Source organism: Marinobacterium aestuarii, assembly GCF_001651805.1.
Taxonomy (GTDB): domain Bacteria; phylum Pseudomonadota; class Gammaproteobacteria; order Pseudomonadales; family Balneatricaceae; genus Marinobacterium_A; species Marinobacterium_A aestuarii.
On record NZ_CP015839.1, the window covers coordinates 2,605,111 to 2,628,213 of the forward strand.

Consider the following 23,103-nt stretch of genomic DNA (forward strand, 5'->3'; position numbering starts at 1 on the left):
ACGCTCAGGCCATCATGTACCCCAGCAGCAGGAAGCCCAGCAGTGTCAGAGCGCCGCCCATCAGCGCATAGGGTAGCTGTGTAATGGCATGGCCCATGGTTGTGCACCCCGAGCCCTGGGATGAAAGCACGGTGGAGTCACTGAAAAAGCACGCATGACTGCCAAAGGCGGACGCCGACAGCAGGGCGCCAACGGTCAGCGGCATTGAGACATCCAGGGATTGCGCCATGGGGATCACGATCGGCAGCGATACTACGAACACGCCCCAGCTGGAGCCGGTGGCGAACACCACCGCAGCCATCAGTGCAAACACGATGGCCGGCAGCAAGGTCGGTGACAGCCAGGGGGTGACGGCATCGATGATGTAGGGCGTCATGCCCAGCTGATCATTGACCTCCTTGACCATAAAGCCGGCGGCAACCACAGCGATGGGGTAGAGCATGACCTTGAAGCCATCGAGCATGGCCTCCACCAGCTGCTCGCAACGCATCAGTCCCTGCACAAAGTACAGCACCAGCGTGAACACCGAGGCCACCAGCGCTCCCTTGAGCAGATCAATTTCGTAGTAGAGGCTGGCGCCAACCAGCACCGCCATGGGCAGCAGAAAGTTAAGCAGGCCTGTCAGTGGCGTCGTGCGGGGCAGGCTGGATGTATCAAGCACGGTGACAGGGGCATCCTCGGGAATTGGCTGGCCGGCACGGGCGCGTTTTTCCGCGGCCTTCATGGGGCCTATATCACCGATCCAGCCGAGTACGACCAGCCCTACGATCAGCAGCGCCGCCCAGCCATAGGCCATATAGGGGATGGCCTGGATGTAGAGAGACATGCCGCCGCCTGCCGCCACCGCCTGGTTTTCCTCCAGCAGGGCTGCAAAGTAGACCGCCCAGGTGGATACGGGCACCAGTATGCAGACCGGCGCGGCGGTGGAGTCCACCACGTAGGCCAGCTTTTCGCGAGAAATGCGATAGCGGTCGGTCAGATTCTTCATGGTCGCGGATACCGCGAGCGAATTCAGGTAGTCGTCAATAAACACCAGCACGCCCAGCCCTGCGGTACACAGCAGTGTCTGACGCGAATTTTTAAGACGCCCGGTCAGAAGATTGCTGAAGCTGAGCACACTGCCGCCACGCTCCAGCAGATTGATCAGGCCGCCCATCATGCCGCACACCAGAATGATCCAGGCGATGGTTTCGTTCATCATCACGTTGAGTGACAGATCTGCCAGACCTGTAACAAGGTCGGCAGGCTCCAGCAACAGCAGGCCGGCGATAACGCCGGTCAGGATAGCTTCCAGTGGCCGGCGTGTAATGATGGCGGTGAGCAGAATAAGCACCGAGGGCAATAGACTCAGGGCGCCAAAATTATCATCGGCGGGCATCTGGTTCGACACATAGGCCACGCCCATGGCCAGCAGGGCAAAACCTGCGACGGGTTTCCAGCGGATTCTACGGGGTACGCTCAGGACAGAAGTGGTCATGAGTTATGCTCTCTTTATTCTTGGAATTTTCGGGTATCCCTGGCCATCGGCAAACTTCTGGCGACCAGGGATCCGGTTATTCGGGCAGCTGAATCGACTTGATCTCGATGAACTCGTGCAGGCCCTCATTGCTCCATTCGCGGCCATTGCCCGACTGCTTGTAGCCACCAAAGGGCGCGCTGTAGTTCCAGCCGGCACCGTTGACACTGACCTGGCCTGCCCGCAGGTGACGGGCGATCTGCTGCGCCTGTACCGCATCTCCGGCCCAGACTGCAGCGGCAAGTCCGTAGGGCGTGTCATTGGCCAGACGAATGGCGTCCGCTTCATCCTCAAAGGCCAGCATGCACAGCACCGGGCCAAAGATTTCCTCCCGCGCCACGCTCATGTCGGCGGTGACATCGGCCAGTAGCGTAGGGCGCACATAGCAACCCTGCTCCAGTCCCTCGGGCGGCTCGGTACCACCACTCACCAGGCGGGCACCTTCATTCACGCCCTTGCGGATGGCATCCAGCACCCGGGCCTGGTGCGCGGCTGAACTCATGGGGCCCATAAAACTGTCGCTGGATTGTGGGTCACCCACCTGGATGGCCTCAACTTCAGCCTGGGCGATCGCCACGGCTTCGGCGTAATGACTGCGCGGCACCAGCATGCGGCTGAGGGCACAGCAAATCTGGCCAGAGTTGACCATGACATCGCGCACGCCAAAGCGTATCGCGGCCGCCAGATCCGCATCTTCAGTGATAATCAGCGCTGACTTGCCACCCAGTTCCTGACACACACGCTTCACATCCGGTGCCGCCATCTGGGCGATACGAACACCCGCCCGGGTGGAGCCGGTGAAGGACACCATATCCACCTGCGCATGGGTGCACAGCGGCTCGCCCACGCCTGGGCCGTCACCAGTCACCAGATTGAAGACACCGGCGGGCAGGCCTGCCGCCTGGGCAACCTGGGCAAATATCAGCGCGTGCAGCGGTGTCGTCTCGGCAGGTTTCAGCACCATGGTGCAACCGGCGGCCAGCGCCGGCGCCACCTTGCCCACCAGCTGGTGCAGCGGCACGTTCCAGGGTGTGATAAAGGCACAGACACCGATGGCTTCGCGCACGATCATGGAGTGCCCTTCGCGGCGCACTTCATCCATCAGCGCCGCGCGGGGCGCAAAGGAACGCATGCCAGCGATGGGGCCTGCGACCTGCCAGTCCCGCGACAGATGCAGCGGCATGCCCATCTCCCGGCTAATGGTGCAGGCCAGTTCTTCACTGCGCGCTTCAAGACCTGCACAGATACGCTCGATGCAGGCGGCGCGTTCGGCAGAAGGCGTCGCCGCCCAGGCAGGGAAGGCGCGCCTTGCTGCCAGTACGGCCCGATCGACATCCGCGGCGCTGGCGTCGGTGACCCTGGCATGCACAGCGCCACTGGCGGGATTAATCAGCTCCCGCACGGCACCGCCGGCAGCAACCCAGCAGCCATCGATATAGATTTCAGTTAACGTATCCATCCTAAGACCTTGATTATAAAGTTAACTAGAGAGTTGATGTGCGAGCTTCACGCCAGGCTGCGGGCCTGCCCCATGCATCACGCATGCGGCAACAGGCCCCCGGACTGACCATCACAAGATCACAGGGTCGACAGATACCACTGGGTTTCGAGTTCGCTGACATGGCGCTCAAACTGGCTCAGTTCATCGGACTTGCAGCTGTCATACAGATCGACAAAGTCGCTGCCCAGATAGTTGCGCAGCACCTCGCTTTGGCGAAACAGTTCCAGCGCATCGGGCATGCGGATCGGCAGGCCAATGGTTTCATCGGCGAAGGCGTTGCCCTCGGTATCAGGGCCGGGTTTGCATTCCTGTTGCAGGCCGTGGTGTACACCGGCAAGCAGGGCGCTCATCACCAGATAGGGGTTGGCATCGGCACCCGAGACACGGTGCTCGATGCGGGTAGCAGCCTCCGTACCCGCCGGAATGCGTACCGCCACGGTACGGTTATCGTAACCCCAGTTGGGTGCGATGGGCACGTAGTAGCCCGGCTGCAGGCGGCGGTAGGAATTGACGTTGGGGCAGAACAGCGCCATGGACGCCGGCATCATCTGCAAAAGACCGCCAACGCCATGTTCCAGCATCTGCTGATGCTTGGCAAAGACGTTGTTGCCCTGGGCATCCAGCAGGCTGATATGGATGTGCATGCCATTGCCGGCTTCTTCGCTGTAGGGCTTGGCCATAAATGAGGCTTCCATGCCATGCTGTTCGGCCACAGACTTGATCACCCGCTTGAGCAGCAGAGCGTTATCACAGGCCACCAGGGCATCGTCCTGATGCTTGAGGTTGATTTCGAACTGGCCCGGGGCGTTTTCCGCCACTGCGGTATCGGCAGGAATATCCTGGGCTGCGGTGTACTCGGCGATGTCTTCCAGCAGATTGGCGTAGTCATCCAGGTTGGTCATCGAATACACCTGCGTGTGCTCGTCACGCTTGCCACTGCGCGGAGATAGCGGCGGCTGCGGGCGACCGGCTTCGTCTCTTTCCTGATCGATAAGGTAAAACTCAAGTTCGACCGCCACCACTGGAGTCAGGCCCAGGGCGTCAAATTTTTTCAACACCCGGGCCAGAACATGACGCGGGTCGCCGAAGAAGGGCGAACCATCTTCTTCGAACATATGCATCATCAACTGGGCCATCGGGCGGCGCTGCCAGGGCGCCAGTTTCAGGGTGCCAGGTTCAGGCCTGCAAACCCGGTCGGGCTCGCCAATTTCCAGCCCCAGGCCGCAGCTTTCAACGGTATTGCCGGTGATATCGAGGGAAAACAGGGATGCCGGCATGTTCACGCCATCCTCGTACACTTTTTCCAGACCTTCGCGTTCAATCCGCTTGCCCCGGATGACGCCATTAAGATCGGGGATCAGGAGGTCAATGGCCTCCATGTCCGGATTCTGTTGCAGAAAAATAGCGGCTTCGGTGTGCTGACTGTGGGAAGACATGGTCTTGTCCTTGGTTTTCTTGGAATCACGCCTGGGGCGTGGGATGGCCGGAGGCGGCCACAACAAACGCTTTTATGTGTTTGTTATATCGATCAGTTTAGCGATTTAGAAATCTGTCGGTCAAGGGTGATTGATCAATTTATTGATCAATAAAGCCGCCAAAATACCCACATATAGGTATTTATGTTCCCTTATTTTCTTCAATGTAGCAAAATCGCTTCATTCAGCGTAAAGCACAGGCTATAACTCATGCCTGAATGATGAATATAAAGATCAATCGAGAAATACCATGACGCCTCAATCCGCCTCGCCAACACCACGCCCCCTCGTCGGAATTGCCTGTTGCACCCGCTTGCAGGGTGCACATCGCTTTCACATGGTGGGTGACAAGTATATTCAGGCCGCCCGCAGCGGCGCCGATGTCTCGGTACTGCTCCTGCCTGCCCTGGGGGAAGACAGCGTTGACCTGCTGTCGCAGCTGGACGGCATCCTGCTGACCGGCAGCCATTCCAATGTCGAGCCCAGGCACTATGGTGCTGCACAGCAGCAGGAAGACATGCTCACCGATCCACTGCGTGACGCCACCACCCTGACGCTGATCCGCGCCGCAATAGAGCAGCAGGTGCCGGTGCTCGGCATCTGCCGCGGCTTTCAGGAAATCAATGTGGCACTGGGTGGCAGCCTGCATCAGGCCGTGCAGGAGGTTGCGGGGCTGCAGGATCACCGCGAAGACAAGAAGCAGCCGCTGCAACAGCAGTATGGGATTTCTCACCCAGTTGAGCTCCAGCCCGGCGGCCAGTTGGCCCGCTTGATGAGCGATGCGCGCACTCAACAGGTGAATTCGTTGCATGGGCAGGGCGTGCAACGCCTGGCACCGGGGCTGCGTGTCGAAGCTCTGGCACCGGATGGACTGGTAGAAGCCTTTAGCCTGGATGACAGTAACGCGGGCTTTTTGCTGGCGGTGCAGTGGCACCCGGAGTGGCAAATGGCACAGCATCCGTTCTACCGGGCCATTTTCGAGACTTTTGGCAACGCCTGCCGGGCCCGGGCGGCGACACGAAACACCTGAAAGCAAGCAGGTGTCAGGGCTCTTTGGCCGCCACCTGCAGCCACTTTTTATCCGTCGGCGACATGGTATGATGCGGCCGACCTGATGCGGTAAATCAAGCTGCGATCAATATATTTATCAGGATGGGAGTCTCAAGTGTGGATGTAGGTGACCGACTCAAGAAAATTCGTCAGATCTACGGCTTTTCTCAGCGCGAACTGGCCAAGCGGGTGGGCCTGACCAACAGCACGATTTCGATGATCGAGCAGAACCGCGTCAGCCCATCGGTCAGTTCACTGAAAAAGATTCTCGACGGCATTCCAATGTCCGTCAGCGAATTCTTTACCGTGGATCTGAATGCCCACGACAAGGTGGTGTACCGCCCGGACGAACTCATAGATATCGGCAGCGATGGCATAGAACTGCGCCTGGTGGGCAGTGTCGAGAACAAGTCGGGCCTGGCGCTGCTCATCGAAAGCTATGAGCCCGGCGCCGATACGGGTACCGAGATGATGTCCCATGAGGGTGAAGAGGCCGGCACCGTGATAGAAGGCTCTATCGAGGTCACCATCGGCGGCGAAGTGCATCGGCTGGATGCCGGCGACAGCTACTCGTTCTCCACCCAGATCCCCCATCGTTTTCGCAATCGCAGCAAGAAAACCTGCCGTATCGTCAGCGCCCATACACCGCCGACCTTCTAACGCTTTTCCTGATGCCTTGCGCCGAAAAGCAGCCCTGCCGTCCGCCCACGGCAGGGACTTCTTGCAGTGCCCCTGTGCCATTCACCAGCATGCGCCTGTCACACACCGGCCTCCTACAGTAGATGCGCTGGAGCAAGTCATTAACCTGCCCGGCCTGAACGAGCCCTCCAGCCAAATGGCCATCCCTTTGCCCGGCATACGCGGGCTGATCGGTGTGCTCTATACCGAAAGCCAGCAGGAATGCCGCTTCAGTTATGACCTCGAAGCGAGGCATCACCCGACCTCCTGCGGGTGGAATACCATGACCGGGATCACAGCGTGTTTATCGATGGCGACTACCTGATCAAGGGTGTGGCCGGTGCCGTGCTCTGGCGCATTCTGAATGATTACAGCGAAAGAGGGCGTGTCGATTTCAGTAACCGTGAGCTGCGCCTTGATACCCGCCTGGGTCTGCCGGAAATCAGCGACAATCTGGAAGCACGGCTGATTTTGCTTAACCGACGCCTGCAAGAGCGCAGCCCTTTCCTGCGCATCGAGAAAACGGGGCGAGGGCGCTTTCGCCTGCTGCTGCAGCGCCCCCTGGTACTTGTGCCGATGAATCCATGCGCGGCGCCAATGATGCAAGGCGGTATCAACCCGCCTGCTGCCAGCGCGGATCAGGCGTAGCGCCATGGGCCCTTGCAACGCGAGTCTCGCCAAGCGTCTGCGCGCCGCCCAGGCTCACTGCGCTCAAGAGGCTGCCGTTACAGCACGTTTGATCCTCCACTGATTGGCGACGTAGCAACCTCCAGGGCAACAAGAACCGCGACCACCATTTCTGACGACGCAGGCCTGGTTTTTTGCGCGCAGTGGCTCTGGCTGCTGGCGTCAAGGTCGCAGAGCCGGCGTTTCGCCCCGGCCAGAGCTTTTTCCAGAAGGCGGGCGCTTTCCAGACTCTGCGCCGCGGCTTATTGTCGCTAGCCGCTGCAAATATGCCGCGCCTCCGGTGGCTAGTTTTCGTCATTTTCATCAGAGTCTCCGCGATCCAGCTGAACCTCGCCCCAGGCCATGACCGCATCGTCGGTCGGCGGCAGTGGTTCGAGGGAAATATAGGCTGTCGGAATAGGCCGCCCCGGTGCTACGGGGTCGGGGGCATCGATGCCGGCGGCGCCGCCGCCGAAATGACGCTATGCAGCGTCAGTGCAGACATCAGTAACAGGTGTTTCATGCCAAGTGCTCAACTTCAGGTTCGACCGTTTCAGCCTACGCCTGACACTCAAACGGTGTTGTTAAGACTTCACTCAAGGAATCTTAAAAGAATGCTAACTGCGTGCCGGCATCATAAAACGCTGATCGGCGTAGCGCGGTGGCCAGACGATATGCGCCTCGCCGTTGTGCAACTGCGCCAGCGGAAAGAAAAAACCTTCCATAAAGCTGCCGGTAATGACTTCGTTCGGCGACAGGGCGCGCGGATGCGGCCTGTTGGAAAACTGGTAGCGATTCCAGACACCGCGGTAGGGGTTGCGATAGAGGGTGCGCGTCAGATCATCCAGCGCCAGGCTGGAGGTGGCATTGAGCATGCGGATAGCCATGCGGGTGTAGTCGTAATGCAGCCCTGCGGCGGCGATGCTGGGCATGTCGCCAAACAGGCTGTGGTAACGGCGTACCCACCACTGTTGCCAGAGCGCAATCGGCATGGCTGAATCCATCGAAACCACGTAGTCCGAGCTGCTGCCGGTGTAGGCGTACCAGTCCCGCGTCCAGCGCAATCCGTGGCCCAGCAGCAGCGCATTCAACTGCTGCTCGCGGAACTGGCGAACAAAGCGCGCCCCGGCCTGAATACCGGTGGTGGTCATCGCCACCAGGGAAATGTCCTCTTCGCGATAACGGGCCAGCAGCGGCGCAAAGTCATCCTGATCAAGGGCGCTGAGATCCGGCGCCCCGACGCTAAAGCCCACCGACTGCAAGCTGGTGCGCAGGGCGTCCGCCCAGCCACGACCATAGGCACTGTTCTCGGCCATGATGGCCGCCCGATTGTTCGCCGGCCGCCAGAGCCCCTGATCGCGCAGATACTGCAGTGGTTCGCCGTAACGGGCCGCCAGCAGCCCAGGCGCGGGCCAGCCCTTGAACCAGCCTCGGTATTTGGCGTAACCCTGGTTCAGCCGATCAGAAATTGCCTGGGCTTCCCCCAGATGCCCAAGATGCAGGATTCCGAGGGGGGCTTCGGCTTCCATCAGCGCCAAGGCCACATCGGAATGCCAGCCACCCACCAGCAGGCTCAGCTGATCCTCGTCCAGCGCGCGCTTTAGAGCCTGCACGGCCGTTGCCGGATCCGAGGCCGTATCCACCCAGACCGGATGAATGTCATAGCGCTGCCCGGCCAGCTGCAGCGGAATCTCGCCATCGGCTCTGGCATCCATCAATGCCATCAGCACGCCACGGCTAATCTCCAGCCCGGTATCCTGCGCCGGCCCATTGAACGGGCCGCAAAAACCTATCGACAAGGTGTCGATTCCAGCCATGTCCTGGGCCTGGGCCTGCCAGCCCAGCAGAGCGCCAACGCCCAGCACTGAACCTTGCAGCAAGCGCCGCCGCGTAACGCCACCGATTCGGCGATAGTTGTGACCTGGCTGTGGCATGGGCGTCCCCCGACGAAGTATCTAATCCCTGTTATCAGACTAGTTCAGCCAACTCGCTCAGACACCCTTGAAGGAAAAGGCCAGAAGATGGACGTCCAGGGCATAGATTGTCACCGCAGAGCACCAAAAGCCGCTAACCTTGAGGCAGGGCACTCCGGCCTTAGCGTTGAGCGCCACCCCATGGACCGATGATAACCGGACACTCGTGCATGCGACTCACTGGCACAGCCATACTGCGGCACAGCCTCAAGGCGCGAATGACTGCCGGCATACTGCTGGTATCGCTGCCCGTGGTCATCGCCCTGGCGGTGCTGTCCTATATGTTATCGGCCGGACTTTTACAGCGCATGGCTATTGACCGGTTTGAGCTCATTGCCGAGCAGCAGGAGCGGGAAATCTATGCCTTTATGACCGATCAGGCCGATATAGTGCGCAAGATCGCCGCTGTAGACGCGCTGCGCGATGCCATCAGTGAGCTGCGCGGGTTGCCAGTGCGTAGCCCGCAATATCAGCCGACCTATATGGCCATGGCCGATACGCTGTTTCGATCCACCTTCCTCGATTACGGTTCCGCCGCTGCGACTGACCTGATCGGGCTCATGCTGCTGAGCCAGGACGAGGGCAGGATTTTCTTCTCGACCAACTCCGAGCAGGAAGGTGAAGCTCACAGCAGCGCCCCGTTCTTTGTCGAGGGCCGCGACCACACCTTTATCCAGCCGGTGTATCAGGCGCCGGATACCTTGCTGCCGACACTCACCGTCGCCACACCGCTGACCGGGCGCAATGGCGAGCCGCTGGGCGTTCTTGCCGCCCAGGTTCGGGTGCCGGTGCTGGTCGATATCGTCAGTCAGCGCAGTGGCTTGGGGCAAACAGGCGAGTCCTACCTGGTGGATACCGGCCATCGCTTTCTGTCGATGGCACGCTTCGGTGCACAAGCCTATCCCGATGGTGCCCACAGCCTGGGTATCGACAGGGCGATACAGGGCCAAAGCGGCGCCGGGCTCTATCTGAACTACGCCGGCCAGGCGGTCATTGGCAGCTATCGCTGGCTGCCGGATCTGGGCCTGGCCCTGCTGACGGAAATCCGCGTCAGCGAAGCGCTGCAACCGGCCACACGCCTGGGCTGGCTGATGCTGCTGCTCGGACTGCTGGCCGTGGCCCTGCTGTTGCTGGGCACCTATTTCATCGCCCGGCAGATTGCGCGCCCCATTCTGGCGGTGAATGCCACCACCCGGCAGATCGCCGCAGGGGATCTGCATGTACGTGCGCCGGTGCTGACGGAAGACGAAACCGGCGTTCTGGCGCAGAACTTCAATACCATGATCGACCGGCTGGAGGGCACTTTGGCAGACCTTGCCGCCGAGCAGGAAAAATCAGAACACCTGCTGCTGAATATTCTGCCGGCCCCTATTGCTGCACGGCTGAAACAGGGCGAGGGCACCATTGCTGACAGCTTCGCCGAGGTTACTATCCTGTTCGCCGATATCGTCAATTTCACACCTATGTCGGCCAACCTGCCGGCGGTGGAGCTGGTTAGCCTGTTGAACGAGATATTTTCCGAATTCGACCGTTTGAGCGAGCTGCGCGGACTGGAGAAAATAAAGACCATCGGCGATGCCTATATGGTGGGTGCGGGCCTGCCAATAGAGCGCAAGGACCACGCCCGGGTCATCGCCGAAATGGCGCTGGACATGCTGGATGCCATCGAGGGATTTAACCGTCGACACCAGAGCGACCTGCATATGCGCATCGGTATTAACACCGGGCCCGTGGTGGCCGGGGTTATAGGGACCCGAAAATTCATCTACGACATCTGGGGCGATGCGGTCAATATCGCCTCGCGCATGGAATCCCAGGGCGTTGAAGGTTGCATTCAGGTCACCGAAAATACCTGGCAACACCTGCGGCATGACTATCTGTTCGAAGACCGCGGCCTGATCAGCATCAAGGGCAAGGGCCGGATGCATACCTATATGCTGCGCGGTCGCAAGCACCGCGAACCTAGCACCGCCGGCATCGACTGAGACCTTTTAAACCTGAATTTTTTCTAGAAATATGATTTAACTTTATATAATAAAAGGAATTTATATGACGACCGCTTACATCAGCCACATCGATTGCGAGCTGCACGAGATGGGCGCAGGCCATCCCGAGAGCCCGCAGCGATTGCAGGCCATTAGCGCAGAGCTGGGCGTCAGCGGACTGCTCGATCGGCTCGAATGCCTCAGGCCCGACGCCGCCAGCCATGATCAGCTGGCGCTTGCGCACCCGCGCAACTACATTCGCGAACTCGAGGCGCTGCACCCACAGCAGGGGCACAACTACGCCGATCCGGATACGGCGCTGAATCCCCACAGTCTGCGTGCGGCACGCCTGGCAGCTGGTGCAGTACTGCTGGGTACCCAGCAGATTCTCAGCGGTGCCTGCCAGAATGCTTTTTGCGCCGTGCGCCCGCCAGGACATCACGCCGAGCAGGCCAGCGCCATGGGTTTCTGCCTGTTTAACAATGTCGCGCTGGGGGTGGAATGGGCGCTGAATCAAAGCGATATAGAACGGGTCGCGGTGCTGGATTTCGATGTTCACCATGGCAATGGCACCGTGGATATCTTCAAGGACAGGCCGGAAGTACTGGTGTGCTCAAGTTTTCAGTACCCATTTTATCCGTTTCGCTATCAGGACATTCGCCGCCCCAATATCGTCCATACGCCGCTGGCGGCGGGCACCGCAAGCAGCGCCTTTCGCCACGCCATCGAACAGGCCTGGCTGCCGGCGCTGGCAGAGCACCGTCCGGATATGATCTTTATTTCCGCGGGCTTTGATGCCCACCGTGACGACCCGCTGGGGCAGCTGCAATTGACCGACGCGGACTTTCACTGGATCACCGGGCTGATCGGGGAGGCGGCCAGTCGCTATGCGGGCGGGCGCATACTGTCGGTGCTGGAAGGTGGCTATAACCTCAAGGCGCTGGGCCGAAGCGCCGCCGCCCATGTGCAGGCGTTGCTTGAAGCACGCTAGCCTGCTTAGAGCTGTCTCGTTAGCAGGGCGATGATCGCCTGCTATTTTCATCTCCTAAAAGCTCCAGCGCGGCCTGGCAAATACTGCTTCGGCTCGGCAAGGTGGCGGTAGCTGCAGGCCCTAGCGCGATAAAACTGTCTTGGGCGCAAAGACGCTTGAGGCGCGGCGCGACATCCAGATTTTCGACCAGCAATGTCATCAGGGCTTCACTGATGGATCCGCTACGCCGACATTCATCCACAATCAGTATCGCTTCACAGTCACGCACCGCATCCGCAATGGCATCGCCGGGCAGGGGCTGCAGCCAGCGCAGGTCTATAAGGCGCAGCTCAATGCCATGTTCGGCAGCAAGATCCCTCGCGGCCTGGCGGCTGAGGTAATAGCCATTGCCGTAGCTGATAATGGCCAGTTGCCGGCCGTCACCCTCCAGCCCAACTTTACCCAGCGGAATTGGCGTGCTGCGGGCAGCGGGCACATAGTTGAAACTCCAGTGGCCGTCGCCCGGCGCATGCAGATCCCGCGCCATATAGAGTGCAATGGGTTCGATAAACACCACCACTCGCTGTTCTTCCCGCGCCAGGCGCACGCATTCGCGCAGCATTTCCACGGCATCGCGGCCATTGCCGGGGCACGCCAGTATCAGACCCGGTATATCGCGAAACACATTAAGGCTGTTGTCATTGTGAAAGTGACCGCCAAAGCCTTTCTGATAGCCGAGCCCGGCAATGCGAATCACCATCGGATTCGTGTACTGGCCATTGGAGAAAAAACTGAGACTCGCAGCCTCGCCCCGGATCTGATCCTCGGCATTGTGCACATAGGCCAGGAACTGGATTTCGGGTATAGGAATAAAGCCATTATGGGCAACGCCCAGTGCCAGCCCGAGAATGCTTTGCTCATCCAATAGTGTATTGATCACCCGATGCTTGCCGAATTTCTCCCACAACTTGCCGGTCACATTGTAAACGCCGCCCTTGGGACCAATGTCTTCACCCATCAGCAATATTTCGCTGTGCGTGGCCATCAGCTCTGCCAGCGCCCAGTTCAGCAGGCGCGCCATGGGCTGAGGCTGGGTCATTAGTGTTTTGTCCTTCGCAAAGAGCACATCAAGCGCGGCTGAATCCAGCGCAGCCCGCGCAGGCAGGGCACGGCGCGGCGGCACGATCGACACCATCACCTCAGCAGCGCTAGCCAGTTTTGGCCGCCCAATGGCACGCTCGGCCTTGTCTTCAACCTCTGTTGCGGTTCTCTGGTAAAGCGAAACAATTTGATCGGCGCGCAGCACACCAAGCTCAATCAGCCGTCTGGCCGAGTGCAGTAACGGATCCTGGGCTTCGCTTTGTTCGATCTGCGCTGTACTGAGGTAGGCGCTCTGGGCATCAGAGCCGGCATGGCCGAGCAGGCGCACGCAGCGCATATGCAGAAATACGGGCTGCTGCCGACGCGCCAGCTGTTCCGCCTGGCGGGCGCAGCGGTAGGTATCAAGCAAATCAAGGCCGTCGCAGCTCAGGTAATGCAGCCCCGGGCGCTGGCCGAAACTGGCGGCGATCCAGCCCTGGGGCGTGGGGGTCGAGATGCCTATGCCGTTGTCCTCACAGACGAACACCAACGGCAGTGGGTGCTTCTGGTAACGCGTCCAGCAGGCGCTGTTAATCGCGCCCAGCGCCGTACTGTGGTTGGCAGACGCATCCCCAAAGGAGCAGAGCACCACGCTATCGGCGGGCAGGGCGCCTGGATGCTTCAGCTGTCGTGCCAATGCAATGCTGGCTGCTGTGCCCAGCGCCTTGGGCAGATGGGACGCGATGGTACTGGTCTGTGGCGGTACAAACAGCGTTTTGCTGCCCAGTACCTTGTGCCGTCCGCCGGAAATTGGATCCTCACTGGACGCTGCAAAGGACAGCAGCATGTCCCAGGCCGGATCTGTGGCGCCGACCTGGCGGGCACGCTGCAGTAAAAAAGCCGCATCACGGTAATGCAAAAATGCCATGTCATCGTGCCTAAAGGCCGCGGCTATGGCCGCGTTGCCCTCGTGACCGGCGCTGCCAATGGTATAGAAAGACTCACCACGGGCCTGCAGTTTGCGCGAACACAGATCCAGCTGCCGACTCAGTACCTGACTCTCGAACAGCTGCAACAACAGCGACTCTGTAAGGCCTGCTTCCTCCAGGCCGATCCGATTCAATGAGGGGGGCAGATCACCACTGCTGACCCTTTGTACAAAAGCTTGATCGACGATCTCGGCTCGGTTCTGCATCACCACGGCTCCCTGAAGATTCTCCAGAGTATGGTCGAGGTCCGCGGGATTAGCCGACTGGCAACAGGCTGCGTTGCTGGGGTATGCTTTTTTGTTTCAGTCGGTACCCTGCAACGATGTCGGCCAATACCCTTGAAGTAAACCGCACCCGCTTTCGCTTTGACGACCAGGATGCCGTATGGCTGTTTGGTTACGGTTCGCTGATTTTCAAGGCGGACTTTCCCTTCCTTGAACGGCGCAGCGCCTCGATCACCGGCTGGTCTCGCCGTTTCTGGCAGGGATCCCACGATCATCGCGGCACCCTAGAGGCGCCCGGGCGTGTCGTGACTCTGATCGAAACCCCGCAAGCCCGCTGCCAAGGCGTGGCTTATCTGGTATCGCCCCAGGTGTTTGAGCAGCTGGATTTTCGTGAAAAAAATGGTTATCTGCGTTTTAGCACCGATATGACCTTCCACGACGGCAATCAGACGCAGGGCCTGGTATACATAGCCACACCGGACAACAGCGCCTTTCTTGGTCCGGCTAATGAACGCGAGATCGCCCTGCAGATTGCCACCGCCGCCGGCCCCAGTGGGCCCAATGCGGATTACCTGCTGCACTTGGCGGAATCGCTTCGCAGCCTGGGAGACCATGACGCTCACGTATTCGAAATTGAAATCCACTTGCGTCAGGCGCTGAAATAGGAAGTTTCTACAGAGATCATAATAGAAATTAATCCGCACAGGGACTAAACTAAGGCACTAGGTCGTGGTTGGGAGAGCCATAAACATGAAGCAGATCGTAGAACTGAGGCAGCAGGATCCCAAGCGGGTATCACAGGTATCCCTCAAGGTATTCTTCAATATCGCCTCGGCATGGCACCTCAGCCGCGAACAGGAGCAGGTTCTGCTAGGGGAGCCTGCGCGCTCTACGTTCTACAAATGGCGCAAAGGCGAGGGGCCCGTATTGCCGCGCGATACGCTGGAACGGATTTCCTATGTCATGGGGATCTACAAGGCGCTGCGCATCCTGTTTCCCACCGAAGATCAGGCCAACGCCTGGCCAGGCAAAGCTAACGCCTACTTTGGTGGCGACTCGGCGCTCGGGGTGATGCTCAAGGGCAGCCTGATCAATCTTGCTGATGTGCGCCGCTATCTGGATCACGCCCGGGGCTAAATCGTCTATTCAATCCTTACAGGCCCTGATCCATGCATACCATGCCGGCACTGATCGACCTTGACTGGGACAAGGCGCACCGTTTGGTGCCGAGCCATTTCCCGCCCATCAGTCTGTTTGAAACCGTGGCCGATCCCGAGGATCTTGAGATCCTCTATGCCGTGGAAGCCCTGACTAATGACCGTCTGCGCGATGAAGCCGGCGACCTGCGCCTGGTTGCAACATCAGACCGGATATCGGGCCCGGGCTCCACACCCGTTATGGCGGCCTTTACCCATATTGGCGTTGAGAGCCGATTCACGGACGGGCATTATGGCGTTTACTACGCAGCCAGAACCCTGCAAACCGCCATCGCTGAAACCCGCTATCATCGCGAAGCCTTTCTGCGGGCCACACAGGAGCCCGATACCGAGCTCACATTGCGGGAATATGTTGGCAAGGTGGTACAGCCGCTACACGACATACGTGGCCAGGGGTATTGGGAGCTGCACCAGCCGGACGATTACCGGCCTTCGCAGCGTTTTGCTGGCCAGCTGCGCGAGCAGGAAAGCCCCGGCCTGTATTATTCCAGCGTGCGGGACACTGGCGGAGAATGCCTTGCGGCCTTCAAGCCCAGCGCCCTGAGCATCCCTGTACAGGGCAGTCATTACCGCTACGTCTGGAGCGGTCATGCCCAGGCCATTACCGCCGTATTGAAGGTCGAAGCTGTGGCCTGAGGCGCCAGATAAAATTCCATCCAGTTGTTAAAAAACATCTAGATGGAAGAACTATCTGACAATACATATCAAGCTAAACACACTGAAAGCAGGGCGCCTGATCGCCTAGAAACAGCCTCAGTCTCAGCCAGACACCTGTCAGGCTTTTACAAGGCGCTGGAAAAGACCTTCTTCAGCAGATCGGTACTTGTCCGCTAATTTGATTTGACACTGCGGGTATTCGTTGTGCCTATAGGCAAAGATTATGGACAGGAAGTAGGGTTGTCAATTTAATAGCTGGGGTGCTGGCGCCGATAGCGTGTCGGCTGATGCTGGAGACAATCAAACAGGCACACACTGAAAGCTGACTGGAGCTCGCCCGCCGAGGTCAAGCAGGACTTCCGAAATGCCAGCATACTCAAGGATGGCAGGGTGGTGTTCAACATAGCCGGGAATAAGTACCGGTTGGTGGTCTGGATCAACTATGCCTATCGCGTGGTCTACATCCGCTTTGTCGGCACCCATGCTCAGTATGACCAGATCGACGTCGAGACGATATAACGCCAGAGGTAACGGAAGATGGACATCAAACCGATCCGCACTGATGCCGACTACCGTGCGGCACTGAAAGAAATCGAAATGCTGATGATGGCGGAGCCAGGCACGCCTGAAGGCGAAAAGCTCGACGTCCTGGTCACGCTGGTCGAGGCTTACGAAAGCAAGCATTACCCCCTAAATCTTCCCGACCCTGTGGAAGCCATCAAGTTCGAGATGGAACAGAAAGGCCTCACAGCGAAAGATCTGGAACCGATGATCGGCAAGCGCAACCGTGTGTATGAGGTCCTCAATCACAAGCGTTCACTGACACTGAAAATGATCTGGAAACTCCATCAGGAGCTCGGCATTCCAGCCGAGTCATTGATCAAGCCGCCTCGCCAGACCCATGCATAATGTAAAGAGCCAGCTTTCTCCATGCCTGCATTCGATAGTCCTACGGCCACACAGGAAGAACTGACAGCCATAGACAAGCGGCTGGCCGAGCTCGAAGCCGAGAAGCAACGGCTATTTCCCAACCGTCGCGTAAACACCCTGATTCTGACCCATAGCCGTCAGCTACTGGACCAATGGAAAGAACGCATCCAGTCATTCACTACCGGTGTAAATGTTGGAATCATCGGTGGCGGTAAGAAGCAGCCGACCCAAGAAATCGACATTGCGACCTACCAGAGCCTGATCGACAGGAAGGACAACACCATCTCCGAATACGTTCAGCGGTATGGTCAGGTCATAATCGACGAGTGCCACCATATCTCCGCACCACGATATGAAATGCTGCTCAACGAAGTCCGGGCAGTACATAGCAGGTCTCACCGCGACACCGGACAGGCAGGATGGCCATCAGAAGATCATGTTCATGGTCGCCGGTCCCATACGCCACAAAGTCAAAGTGGAGCAGGGGTCAAAATTCCAGCAAACAGTGTTTGTTAACCAACACTATGATCAGCCTCCGGTCGAGCTGAGGCAATCTGATGAGCGCCCGCATATCGCATCGGTCTATCGGTGGTTGGCGACAAACGAAGAACGTAATGCAGCCATAGCCGAAGATGTCGTCACCGCAGTAGAACGCGGGCGCCATCCGCTGTTGCTGACCGAGCGGCGTGAACATGCCGAAGCGTTGGCGCAGCTCCTGGCGTCTCGAGAGCTCAGGGTTCTGGTGTTGAGGGGCGCAATGCGCGCCACAGAACGCAAGAGTGCAAACGAGCAGCTGGCCTCGGCCCAAGTGGTCGTCGCCACGGGCAAGTACGTCGGTGAAGGTTTTGGCTGAACGAGTTCCGTTTGAAACTGGAATCGACACAAGTGTCATTTCCAGTTCAGAACTGAATTACCACACATTAGGAAACATTGACTTAGAGAAGAGTGACTAAACTCGGACAAGAGCTCTTTCCAGTTCAAGCCTGAATTTCACCGCAGGTTTCCAGTTCAAGCTGAATTTTACCGATAGCGGAACCACGAGGGCTGGCGAATGTATGGATAGTGCTCATCAGCAATTAGCATAAAAATAAGCCTTTATATAGGTCGTGTCAATAAATTCAGTTCATGTGTGATGCCGTAGCTAAGTCCCGCCTGGTAAGGAAAGTAGGGTAGTGATGGTCTATCTCAGGTAAAAGTTTCCAACCCCTGCCCAGCATCGCCCACTTCTTTGAGCGCGATAGACCATATCTTATTCAACCCTCACACTAACAGTATTTAACACCCTGGAGATCATCTCGGTCTGGTTCCTGCTTTTAGTCTTTCGGAGGAGGTTCCGGATATGAAATCGGACCGTGGCTTCGGTGACGAATAAGCAGCCAGCGGTCTCTTTCACTTGCATCCTACCCATCAATCTCTGAAGCACTTTCACCTCTGCGTTGCTTAGACAAAAAATCTGTTTCAGCACTTCTACCCGAGGCGCATCTTCGGTCGGAGAGAGGATGAAGACGATGGAGCAGGCGGTACAACCTAGCCAATCGTACTGCTCATTATTACTTTTCCATGGAAAGCACAGGGCTGTCTTCTGCACGCCTTTCTCGATGAAGGGCACGATCCCACTTTGCTTTCGTGATTTGTCCTGGCTGATAGCTTCAATGAGCGTATGCATTTGGCTGTTGGCATGTCGGTCTGGCAGACGCAGTACCGCTTGGCGAGTCGAACCTCCTAGAGAGTGGAGGTATTGCTCCGCCCGGGAATTATGTTGCACCACCCGACCGCTCATCGTTAGCAGCACTGTTGCGGCGGCAATATGCTCAAGTGAGTCGAGCGCGACCTTCGATGTAAGCTGAGCCTCCAGTAGCTGCACATTAATCATGAAGGCTCGTTGCAGGTGTGGCGTGAGGGTTCGCATCAGCAAGCACTCATCCTGCGTATAGAGCGGATCCCGCTCACTACGGACAACATGCGAGACTATGAAAGTTTGGCGCATACGCGCTGGGATTGTAAGCACCACGTGGTGTTCATCCCGAAGAAGAGGCGAAAGGTGATCTATGGGAAGTTGCGCCGATACATGGGAGAGATTTTCCATGAGCATGCAGGACGCAAGGGCGTGAAGATCGTTGAGGGGCACCTGATGCCGGATCACATCCACATGTGTATCACCATTCTGCCCAAGTATTCGGTATCCAACGTGGTTGGCTACCTCAAAGGCAAAAGTGCGATCGCTATTGCCAGGCAGTTCAAAGGCCGTCAGCGAAACTTCAATGGCGAAAACTTTTCGGCGAGGGGCTACTTCGTCTCGACGGTGGGCCTGGATGAAGAAATGGTTCGCGAGTACATCCGTAATCAGGAGAAAGCGGATGAACATCGAGAACAACTGAAGCTGGGGATGATGTAGCGCCTTGGGCGCAATTGAAAGCCCTTTGAGGGTGTCCCCTGATAAGCCTCCGGATTTGCCGGAGGTCATTTAACTTAATTTTTATAGGCATTATGAATAATGTGATCAAATCATATTGATAATTAATTGATTCCATAATTTACTTAGCTAATAAGATTAATTTAGTTAAATTAATTGACGGTAACTTATACTTTTCTGGTCATGAATGGCCGTCTTGTTATTGCAAATCCTGAAGAAAAATTATTGCACCAAATCGTTGCTTTCAAACGCAAGAGCATTTAAGGTGAGCGCTGAAGTTGTCTACGGAGATTGTTTTTAAAGCTTGACGGTATAGCACTTTTCACCTACCAGCCCTCGTGAGGTATTTTATGGAAAGTTCAGCAGATTGCATTGTCACTAACTGGAGTATAATCCACATTCACGAAGCAACCCTTGTAGGGCATATCTTATGGGGAATAGTAGAAACCGACTTCAAAGGTAGATTTGATACAGGTGACTGGGTCTGTACATCACCAATTACAGAGTTTAATTTGCCGACTGTCAGAACATTGAACTCAACCTACGAGTTACGTGGGCTGGGGCAGAATTTTGTACTACACGGCGGTGCGTTATTGTATCTTAGGTCTGGTTATTCACCGACTGAAATATTGCTAGAGAATCCGCATTTACGGCACCCACGATCGCAGGAGGAAGAAGGTATTCGTGGAGCGGAAGATGAAAGGGGACTTCCGTCACGCTTGGGATAGTCATAGTAAGTGTCCACTTAGATATAAGTGGACACTATTGAGCGGTCACCGTACTGGCTCATGATGGTTTGCCGGAGACATACTGTACTCAGAGAGATAACGACGAGTTATCGCAGTAGGTTAATCACTATGTTAAAGAAGCAACAGGAAGCTCGCTCCAGCGCGTGGTATAGCAGGGTGACAGATTCTGTCGCTTCATCGTCCAATTACTTGCTTTTCCTTTGCCTGCAAATCTTATGCGTCCAGGGCTGCTCTGATTAATCCGATCCAGCGTCGCCATCAATGCGTCGGAAGTAACCCGAGGGGAGACAGCCTCCAGCAACGATGGCTGGAAAATGCCTGGCTCATAGAAGTCGCTCAACATCACACCTGCCTTCATATATCTAAAGCCAGGCTTCCAGACCGACATGAGAGCGCGGACAGCTGCCATGATGAAGTCACGTGTGTCGCTCGAGGGCTCTGGCAAGCCGACGTTAGCGTTGTTTGAGTAATAGGGCTCGTGTTGATTGAACGGACTCGTTCTTATGAAGACGTTGAGCATTCTCGCAGTAGAACCTTGAGATCGCAGTTTTTCGCATGCCCGCTCTACGTGTCCGCAGACAGCAGCATGCATGTCAGCATACTCGGTGACACGCTGGCCAAATGAGCGGCTACAGATAATTTGCTTCTTGGGCGATGATGCGGCGTCGAGCTCAAGGCACGAAATACCGTTGAGTTCTCTTACTGTGCGCTCCAGCACAACACTGAACTGTCTTCGAAGTACCTTTGGGCAAGCTTTGGCCAAGTCCAGCGCTGTCTGGATGTTCATGTCATTCAGCCGTTCAGACAAGCGTCGACCGACGCCCCAGACTTCGTCGACGGGTATGATGGCCAACAGTTTGCGCTGGCGCGCTGGGTCCATCAAGTCAACGACACCCCCAGTCTTGGGGTAGCGTTTGGCTGCGTGATTCGCGAGTTTGGCGAGGGTCTTGGTGGGCGCTATGCCGACACAGACTTGGATGCCTGTGCATTGCCGCACATCGTTTCGGACTTGCTGACCGAATACCTCAAGTGAGGTGCAGGCGGATACGCCTGTGAGATCCAGAAACGCCTCATCAATTGAGTAGACCTCAATCTCGGGCGCCATCTCTTCAAGCAGACTCATAATTCGCGCCGACATATCGCCGTAAAGTGCATAGTTGGACGAGAACGCCTTGATCCCATGCTGCTGTACAAGCTCTTGTAGCTGGAAAAACGGCACGCCCATTTTGATACCCAGTGCTTTGGCCTCGGCAGAGCGCGCGACGACACAGCCATCATTGTTTGAGAGCACCACGATAGGGCGACCCTTGAGGTCAGGGCGAAACAGTCGTTCACATGAGGCGTAGAAGTTGTTGCAGTCTACGAGAGCGAACACGCTGGAATTGCTCACTTGAGTGAGTGAATGACATTGGTAACTACACCGAAGATCTCGACCTCGGACTCCTCAGACAGCTGGATTGGTTTGTAGCGGGGGTTAGCCGCCTCCAATTGCAACGAAGGGCGGGTTACCAGGCGTTTGACCGTAAAGCCACCATCGATGCACGCTATGACGATGTCGCCATGTACAGCATTGAGTGATCGATCCACTACAAGCACGTCTCCGTTGAAGATACCTGCCTCGATCATAGACTCACCCTGGGCCCGCACGAAGAACGTGGCGGCTGGGCGCTTGATGCAGAGTTCGTTCAGATCCAGTGTCCGCTCGATGTAGTCTTGCGCAGGCGAGGGGAAGCCTGCCGCCACCCGCTCACTGAAAAACGGAATTCTCAGCGCCCTCGACTCACGGAATCGCCCTAAAACTACTGCTGTCATGATGAATCATCCGGATACTGTATATTTATACAGTATAGCGATATTTCATGACCCTAAGCTACTCATTAGCCCGAAATTTCAGTCGGCAGTTGGCAGCTGTAGTTCTACTTTGAGGTCCTCGATCATTCGCTCCCTGCGAGTAAGGATAAATTCCAGGACACTTTGGCCGGAGTAATAAGTCTTCATGAATCCCGGCCCTGGGGCGAATTTCAGTGTAAATTGAGGCAAACGAGTCTGTTGCTTTAGAAATATGGTAAGGCATTCCTGTCATCCTGCTTAAATCCGCTTGCTCGACCGATGATTCACACACTAGGTGAAGATGCTGGTTCAACCACTGCTTGAACTCAGCCCTGTGCACGCCGATAACCTTCAGTCCTTTGTGAACCTGGCGATACCCGCTTAGTTCACCGTTCTTTACTGCCAGGGCCAGATCAATTTGATCCGCTCCATGTACCGTCAATCGGCTGTCATCCGGGGTAATCCAATCGCCCCTAAAGTGCCTCGGCTGGGTCGGAATGTGTTCTACCCACCGGTTCAGGGAGCGTACGTCATACCGGTTTTTAAGGGCCTGTTGGGACGGACATGTAGCCTCAATATCCATCCGCGCAAGCAGTTCATTGGCTTGGTAGCGTAATGCGAATGTCCAATGCCAACGCGACTCGGTAGGGCTATATTTTGTCAGGTGTTCTAGCCCCAACAATCGCACAGCGGACTCTACATCGACAAGCCAGCTACGCAGCTCGGCGGGATACCGCTTTCTGAACCATTGGGGTAACAACGAGTCATCCGAAAGGCTTGGGCGAGGACTGACCCGGTCAGGAAGTTCAACAGATACGTTCGCTGTGTCTATAGACACACCGGACAATGTAGCGAGGCGCAGTGACCTCTCAGCTTGCCATTCTGCGCGCCCAGAAGGGGTGCTAATTATCCACGCATGCCGCAATAAGTCTGGCAAAAAACGTATGTCGCTATCGAAATATTCTACACCATTATGCGCGATGTCAAACGGGCGGGCAGCTTGTAGTAGTGCCCAGCCGAACTCATGCTCCCAAGAATTTCGATCGTCAGCGGACATCCATATTTTTTGATACGGTGGAATTTCTTGTGATTCAATCATGAGCGGCCAAGCCTGATTGCAGGCATCACAATGAGTCGATACTCTCGAGTGCCACGTCAGCGGCTCGCGGCAATGAGGACACGCTTCGATTAAAGCCTGCT

22 protein-coding genes are annotated in these 23,103 nt (G+C 57.0%); 13 read left to right on the forward strand and 9 right to left on the reverse strand.

What is annotated here, in order from left to right:
* Positions 1-4 precede the first annotated feature (4 nt).
* From A8C75_RS11510 to A8C75_RS11520, 3 genes are all read right to left on the reverse strand, one after another.
* A complete protein-coding gene (locus A8C75_RS11510; protein WP_067382216.1) occupies positions 5-1,477 on the reverse strand; it encodes a Na+/H+ antiporter NhaC family protein in 1,473 nt (490 codons plus the stop codon).
* A gap of 76 nt (positions 1,478-1,553) precedes the next feature.
* Positions 1,554-2,975, reverse strand: a complete 1,422-nt coding sequence (locus A8C75_RS11515) for an aldehyde dehydrogenase family protein (protein ID WP_067382219.1) — start codon at positions 2,973-2,975, stop codon at positions 1,554-1,556.
* Positions 2,976-3,094: 119 nt separating this feature from the next.
* Positions 3,095-4,453, reverse strand: a complete 1,359-nt coding sequence (locus A8C75_RS11520) for a glutamine synthetase family protein (protein WP_067382221.1) — start codon at positions 4,451-4,453, stop codon at positions 3,095-3,097.
* A gap of 289 nt (positions 4,454-4,742) precedes the next feature.
* Here A8C75_RS11520 and A8C75_RS11525 point away from each other — a divergent pair, with 289 nt between their 5' ends.
* The 3 genes from A8C75_RS11525 to A8C75_RS11540 all read left to right on the forward strand — a co-directional run bounded on the left by A8C75_RS11525 (position 4,743) and on the right by A8C75_RS11540 (position 6,868).
* Positions 4,743-5,522 carry a gamma-glutamyl-gamma-aminobutyrate hydrolase family protein gene (locus A8C75_RS11525; RefSeq protein WP_067382224.1) on the forward strand — a complete coding sequence of 260 codons (780 nt, stop codon included), beginning with the start codon at positions 4,743-4,745 and terminating at the stop codon, positions 5,520-5,522.
* A gap of 137 nt (positions 5,523-5,659) precedes the next feature.
* Positions 5,660-6,202 carry a cupin domain-containing protein gene (locus A8C75_RS11530; protein WP_067382239.1) on the forward strand — a complete coding sequence of 181 codons (543 nt, stop codon included), beginning with the start codon at positions 5,660-5,662 and terminating at the stop codon, positions 6,200-6,202.
* 291 nt (positions 6,203-6,493) lie between these two features.
* Positions 6,494-6,868: a hypothetical protein gene (locus A8C75_RS11540; RefSeq protein ID WP_067382259.1), complete on the forward strand. Its 375-nt coding sequence runs from the start codon at positions 6,494-6,496 to the stop codon at positions 6,866-6,868.
* A 635-nt stretch (positions 6,869-7,503) separates the two neighbouring features.
* Here the strand turns inward: A8C75_RS11540 and A8C75_RS11545 are convergent.
* On the reverse strand, positions 7,504-8,820 hold the full coding sequence (locus tag A8C75_RS11545; RefSeq protein WP_067382264.1) for an ABC transporter substrate-binding protein: 1,317 nt from the start codon (positions 8,818-8,820) through the stop codon (positions 7,504-7,506).
* Between the two features lie 209 nt (positions 8,821-9,029).
* Between A8C75_RS11545 and A8C75_RS11550 the strand changes: the two genes are divergently transcribed.
* Both A8C75_RS11550 and A8C75_RS11555 read left to right on the forward strand, forming a co-directional pair.
* Positions 9,030-10,844 (forward strand): adenylate/guanylate cyclase domain-containing protein, encoded by a 1,815-nt coding sequence (locus A8C75_RS11550; protein ID WP_067382267.1) that lies wholly within the window; start codon positions 9,030-9,032, stop codon positions 10,842-10,844.
* 64 nt (positions 10,845-10,908) lie between these two features.
* Positions 10,909-11,835, forward strand: a complete 927-nt coding sequence (locus A8C75_RS11555; protein ID WP_067382270.1) for a histone deacetylase family protein — start codon at positions 10,909-10,911, stop codon at positions 11,833-11,835.
* Positions 11,836-11,854: 19 nt separating this feature from the next.
* On the opposite strand, the gene A8C75_RS11560 is transcribed toward A8C75_RS11555, so the two are convergent.
* Positions 11,855-14,089, reverse strand: coding sequence for a dehydrogenase E1 component subunit alpha/beta (locus A8C75_RS11560; RefSeq protein WP_067382272.1), 2,235 nt, complete (start codon positions 14,087-14,089; stop codon positions 11,855-11,857).
* 116 nt (positions 14,090-14,205) lie between these two features.
* On the opposite strand from A8C75_RS11560, the gene A8C75_RS11565 reads away from it, so the two are divergent.
* The 7 genes from A8C75_RS11565 to A8C75_RS23940 all read left to right on the forward strand — a co-directional run bounded on the left by A8C75_RS11565 (position 14,206) and on the right by A8C75_RS23940 (position 17,764).
* Positions 14,206-14,772, forward strand: a complete 567-nt coding sequence (locus A8C75_RS11565; protein ID WP_067382274.1) for a gamma-glutamylcyclotransferase — start codon at positions 14,206-14,208, stop codon at positions 14,770-14,772.
* 85 nt (positions 14,773-14,857) lie between these two features.
* The gene (locus tag A8C75_RS11570; RefSeq protein WP_067382276.1) at positions 14,858-15,244 is read left to right on the forward strand and encodes an antitoxin Xre-like helix-turn-helix domain-containing protein; all 387 of its coding nucleotides are present in this window, start codon (positions 14,858-14,860) and stop codon (positions 15,242-15,244) included.
* 32 nt (positions 15,245-15,276) lie between these two features.
* Entirely contained in the window at positions 15,277-15,960 is a 684-nt protein-coding gene (locus A8C75_RS11575) for an RES family NAD+ phosphorylase (protein ID WP_067382278.1), read from the forward strand.
* A gap of 336 nt (positions 15,961-16,296) precedes the next feature.
* On the forward strand, positions 16,297-16,500 hold the full coding sequence (locus A8C75_RS11580; protein ID WP_472387577.1) for a type II toxin-antitoxin system HigB family toxin: 204 nt from the start codon (positions 16,297-16,299) through the stop codon (positions 16,498-16,500).
* An 18-nt stretch (positions 16,501-16,518) separates the two neighbouring features.
* Positions 16,519-16,890, forward strand: coding sequence for a helix-turn-helix domain-containing protein (locus A8C75_RS11585; RefSeq protein ID WP_020681303.1), 372 nt, complete (start codon positions 16,519-16,521; stop codon positions 16,888-16,890).
* A gap of 21 nt (positions 16,891-16,911) precedes the next feature.
* Positions 16,912-17,427 (forward strand): DEAD/DEAH box helicase, encoded by a 516-nt coding sequence (locus A8C75_RS23935; protein ID WP_227819895.1) that lies wholly within the window; start codon positions 16,912-16,914, stop codon positions 17,425-17,427.
* A 76-nt stretch (positions 17,428-17,503) separates the two neighbouring features.
* Positions 17,504-17,764 (forward strand): hypothetical protein, encoded by a 261-nt coding sequence (locus tag A8C75_RS23940; RefSeq protein WP_227819896.1) that lies wholly within the window; start codon positions 17,504-17,506, stop codon positions 17,762-17,764.
* A 396-nt stretch (positions 17,765-18,160) separates the two neighbouring features.
* On the opposite strand, the gene A8C75_RS11595 is transcribed toward A8C75_RS23940, so the two are convergent.
* On the reverse strand, positions 18,161-18,820 hold the full coding sequence (locus A8C75_RS11595) for a helix-turn-helix transcriptional regulator (RefSeq protein WP_067382284.1): 660 nt from the start codon (positions 18,818-18,820) through the stop codon (positions 18,161-18,163).
* 51 nt (positions 18,821-18,871) lie between these two features.
* On the opposite strand from A8C75_RS11595, the gene tnpA reads away from it, so the two are divergent.
* Positions 18,872-19,306 (forward strand): IS200/IS605 family transposase, encoded by a 435-nt coding sequence (gene tnpA, locus A8C75_RS11600; protein WP_067387232.1) that lies wholly within the window; start codon positions 18,872-18,874, stop codon positions 19,304-19,306.
* Positions 19,307-20,179: 873 nt separating this feature from the next.
* Here the strand turns inward: tnpA and umuC are convergent.
* The 3 genes from umuC to A8C75_RS23040 are packed head-to-tail and all read right to left on the reverse strand — an operon-like array spanning position 20,180 to position 23,002.
* Entirely contained in the window at positions 20,180-21,448 is a 1,269-nt protein-coding gene (gene umuC, locus A8C75_RS11605; RefSeq protein ID WP_067382288.1) for a translesion error-prone DNA polymerase V subunit UmuC, read from the reverse strand.
* Positions 21,449-21,459: 11 nt separating this feature from the next.
* Positions 21,460-21,885 carry a translesion error-prone DNA polymerase V autoproteolytic subunit gene (gene umuD / locus A8C75_RS11610; RefSeq protein ID WP_067382294.1) on the reverse strand — a complete coding sequence of 142 codons (426 nt, stop codon included), beginning with the start codon at positions 21,883-21,885 and terminating at the stop codon, positions 21,460-21,462.
* Positions 21,886-21,943: 58 nt separating this feature from the next.
* Positions 21,944-23,002, reverse strand: a complete 1,059-nt coding sequence (locus A8C75_RS23040; RefSeq protein WP_227820039.1) for a hypothetical protein — start codon at positions 23,000-23,002, stop codon at positions 21,944-21,946.
* Between the last annotated feature and the right edge of the window lie 101 nt (positions 23,003-23,103).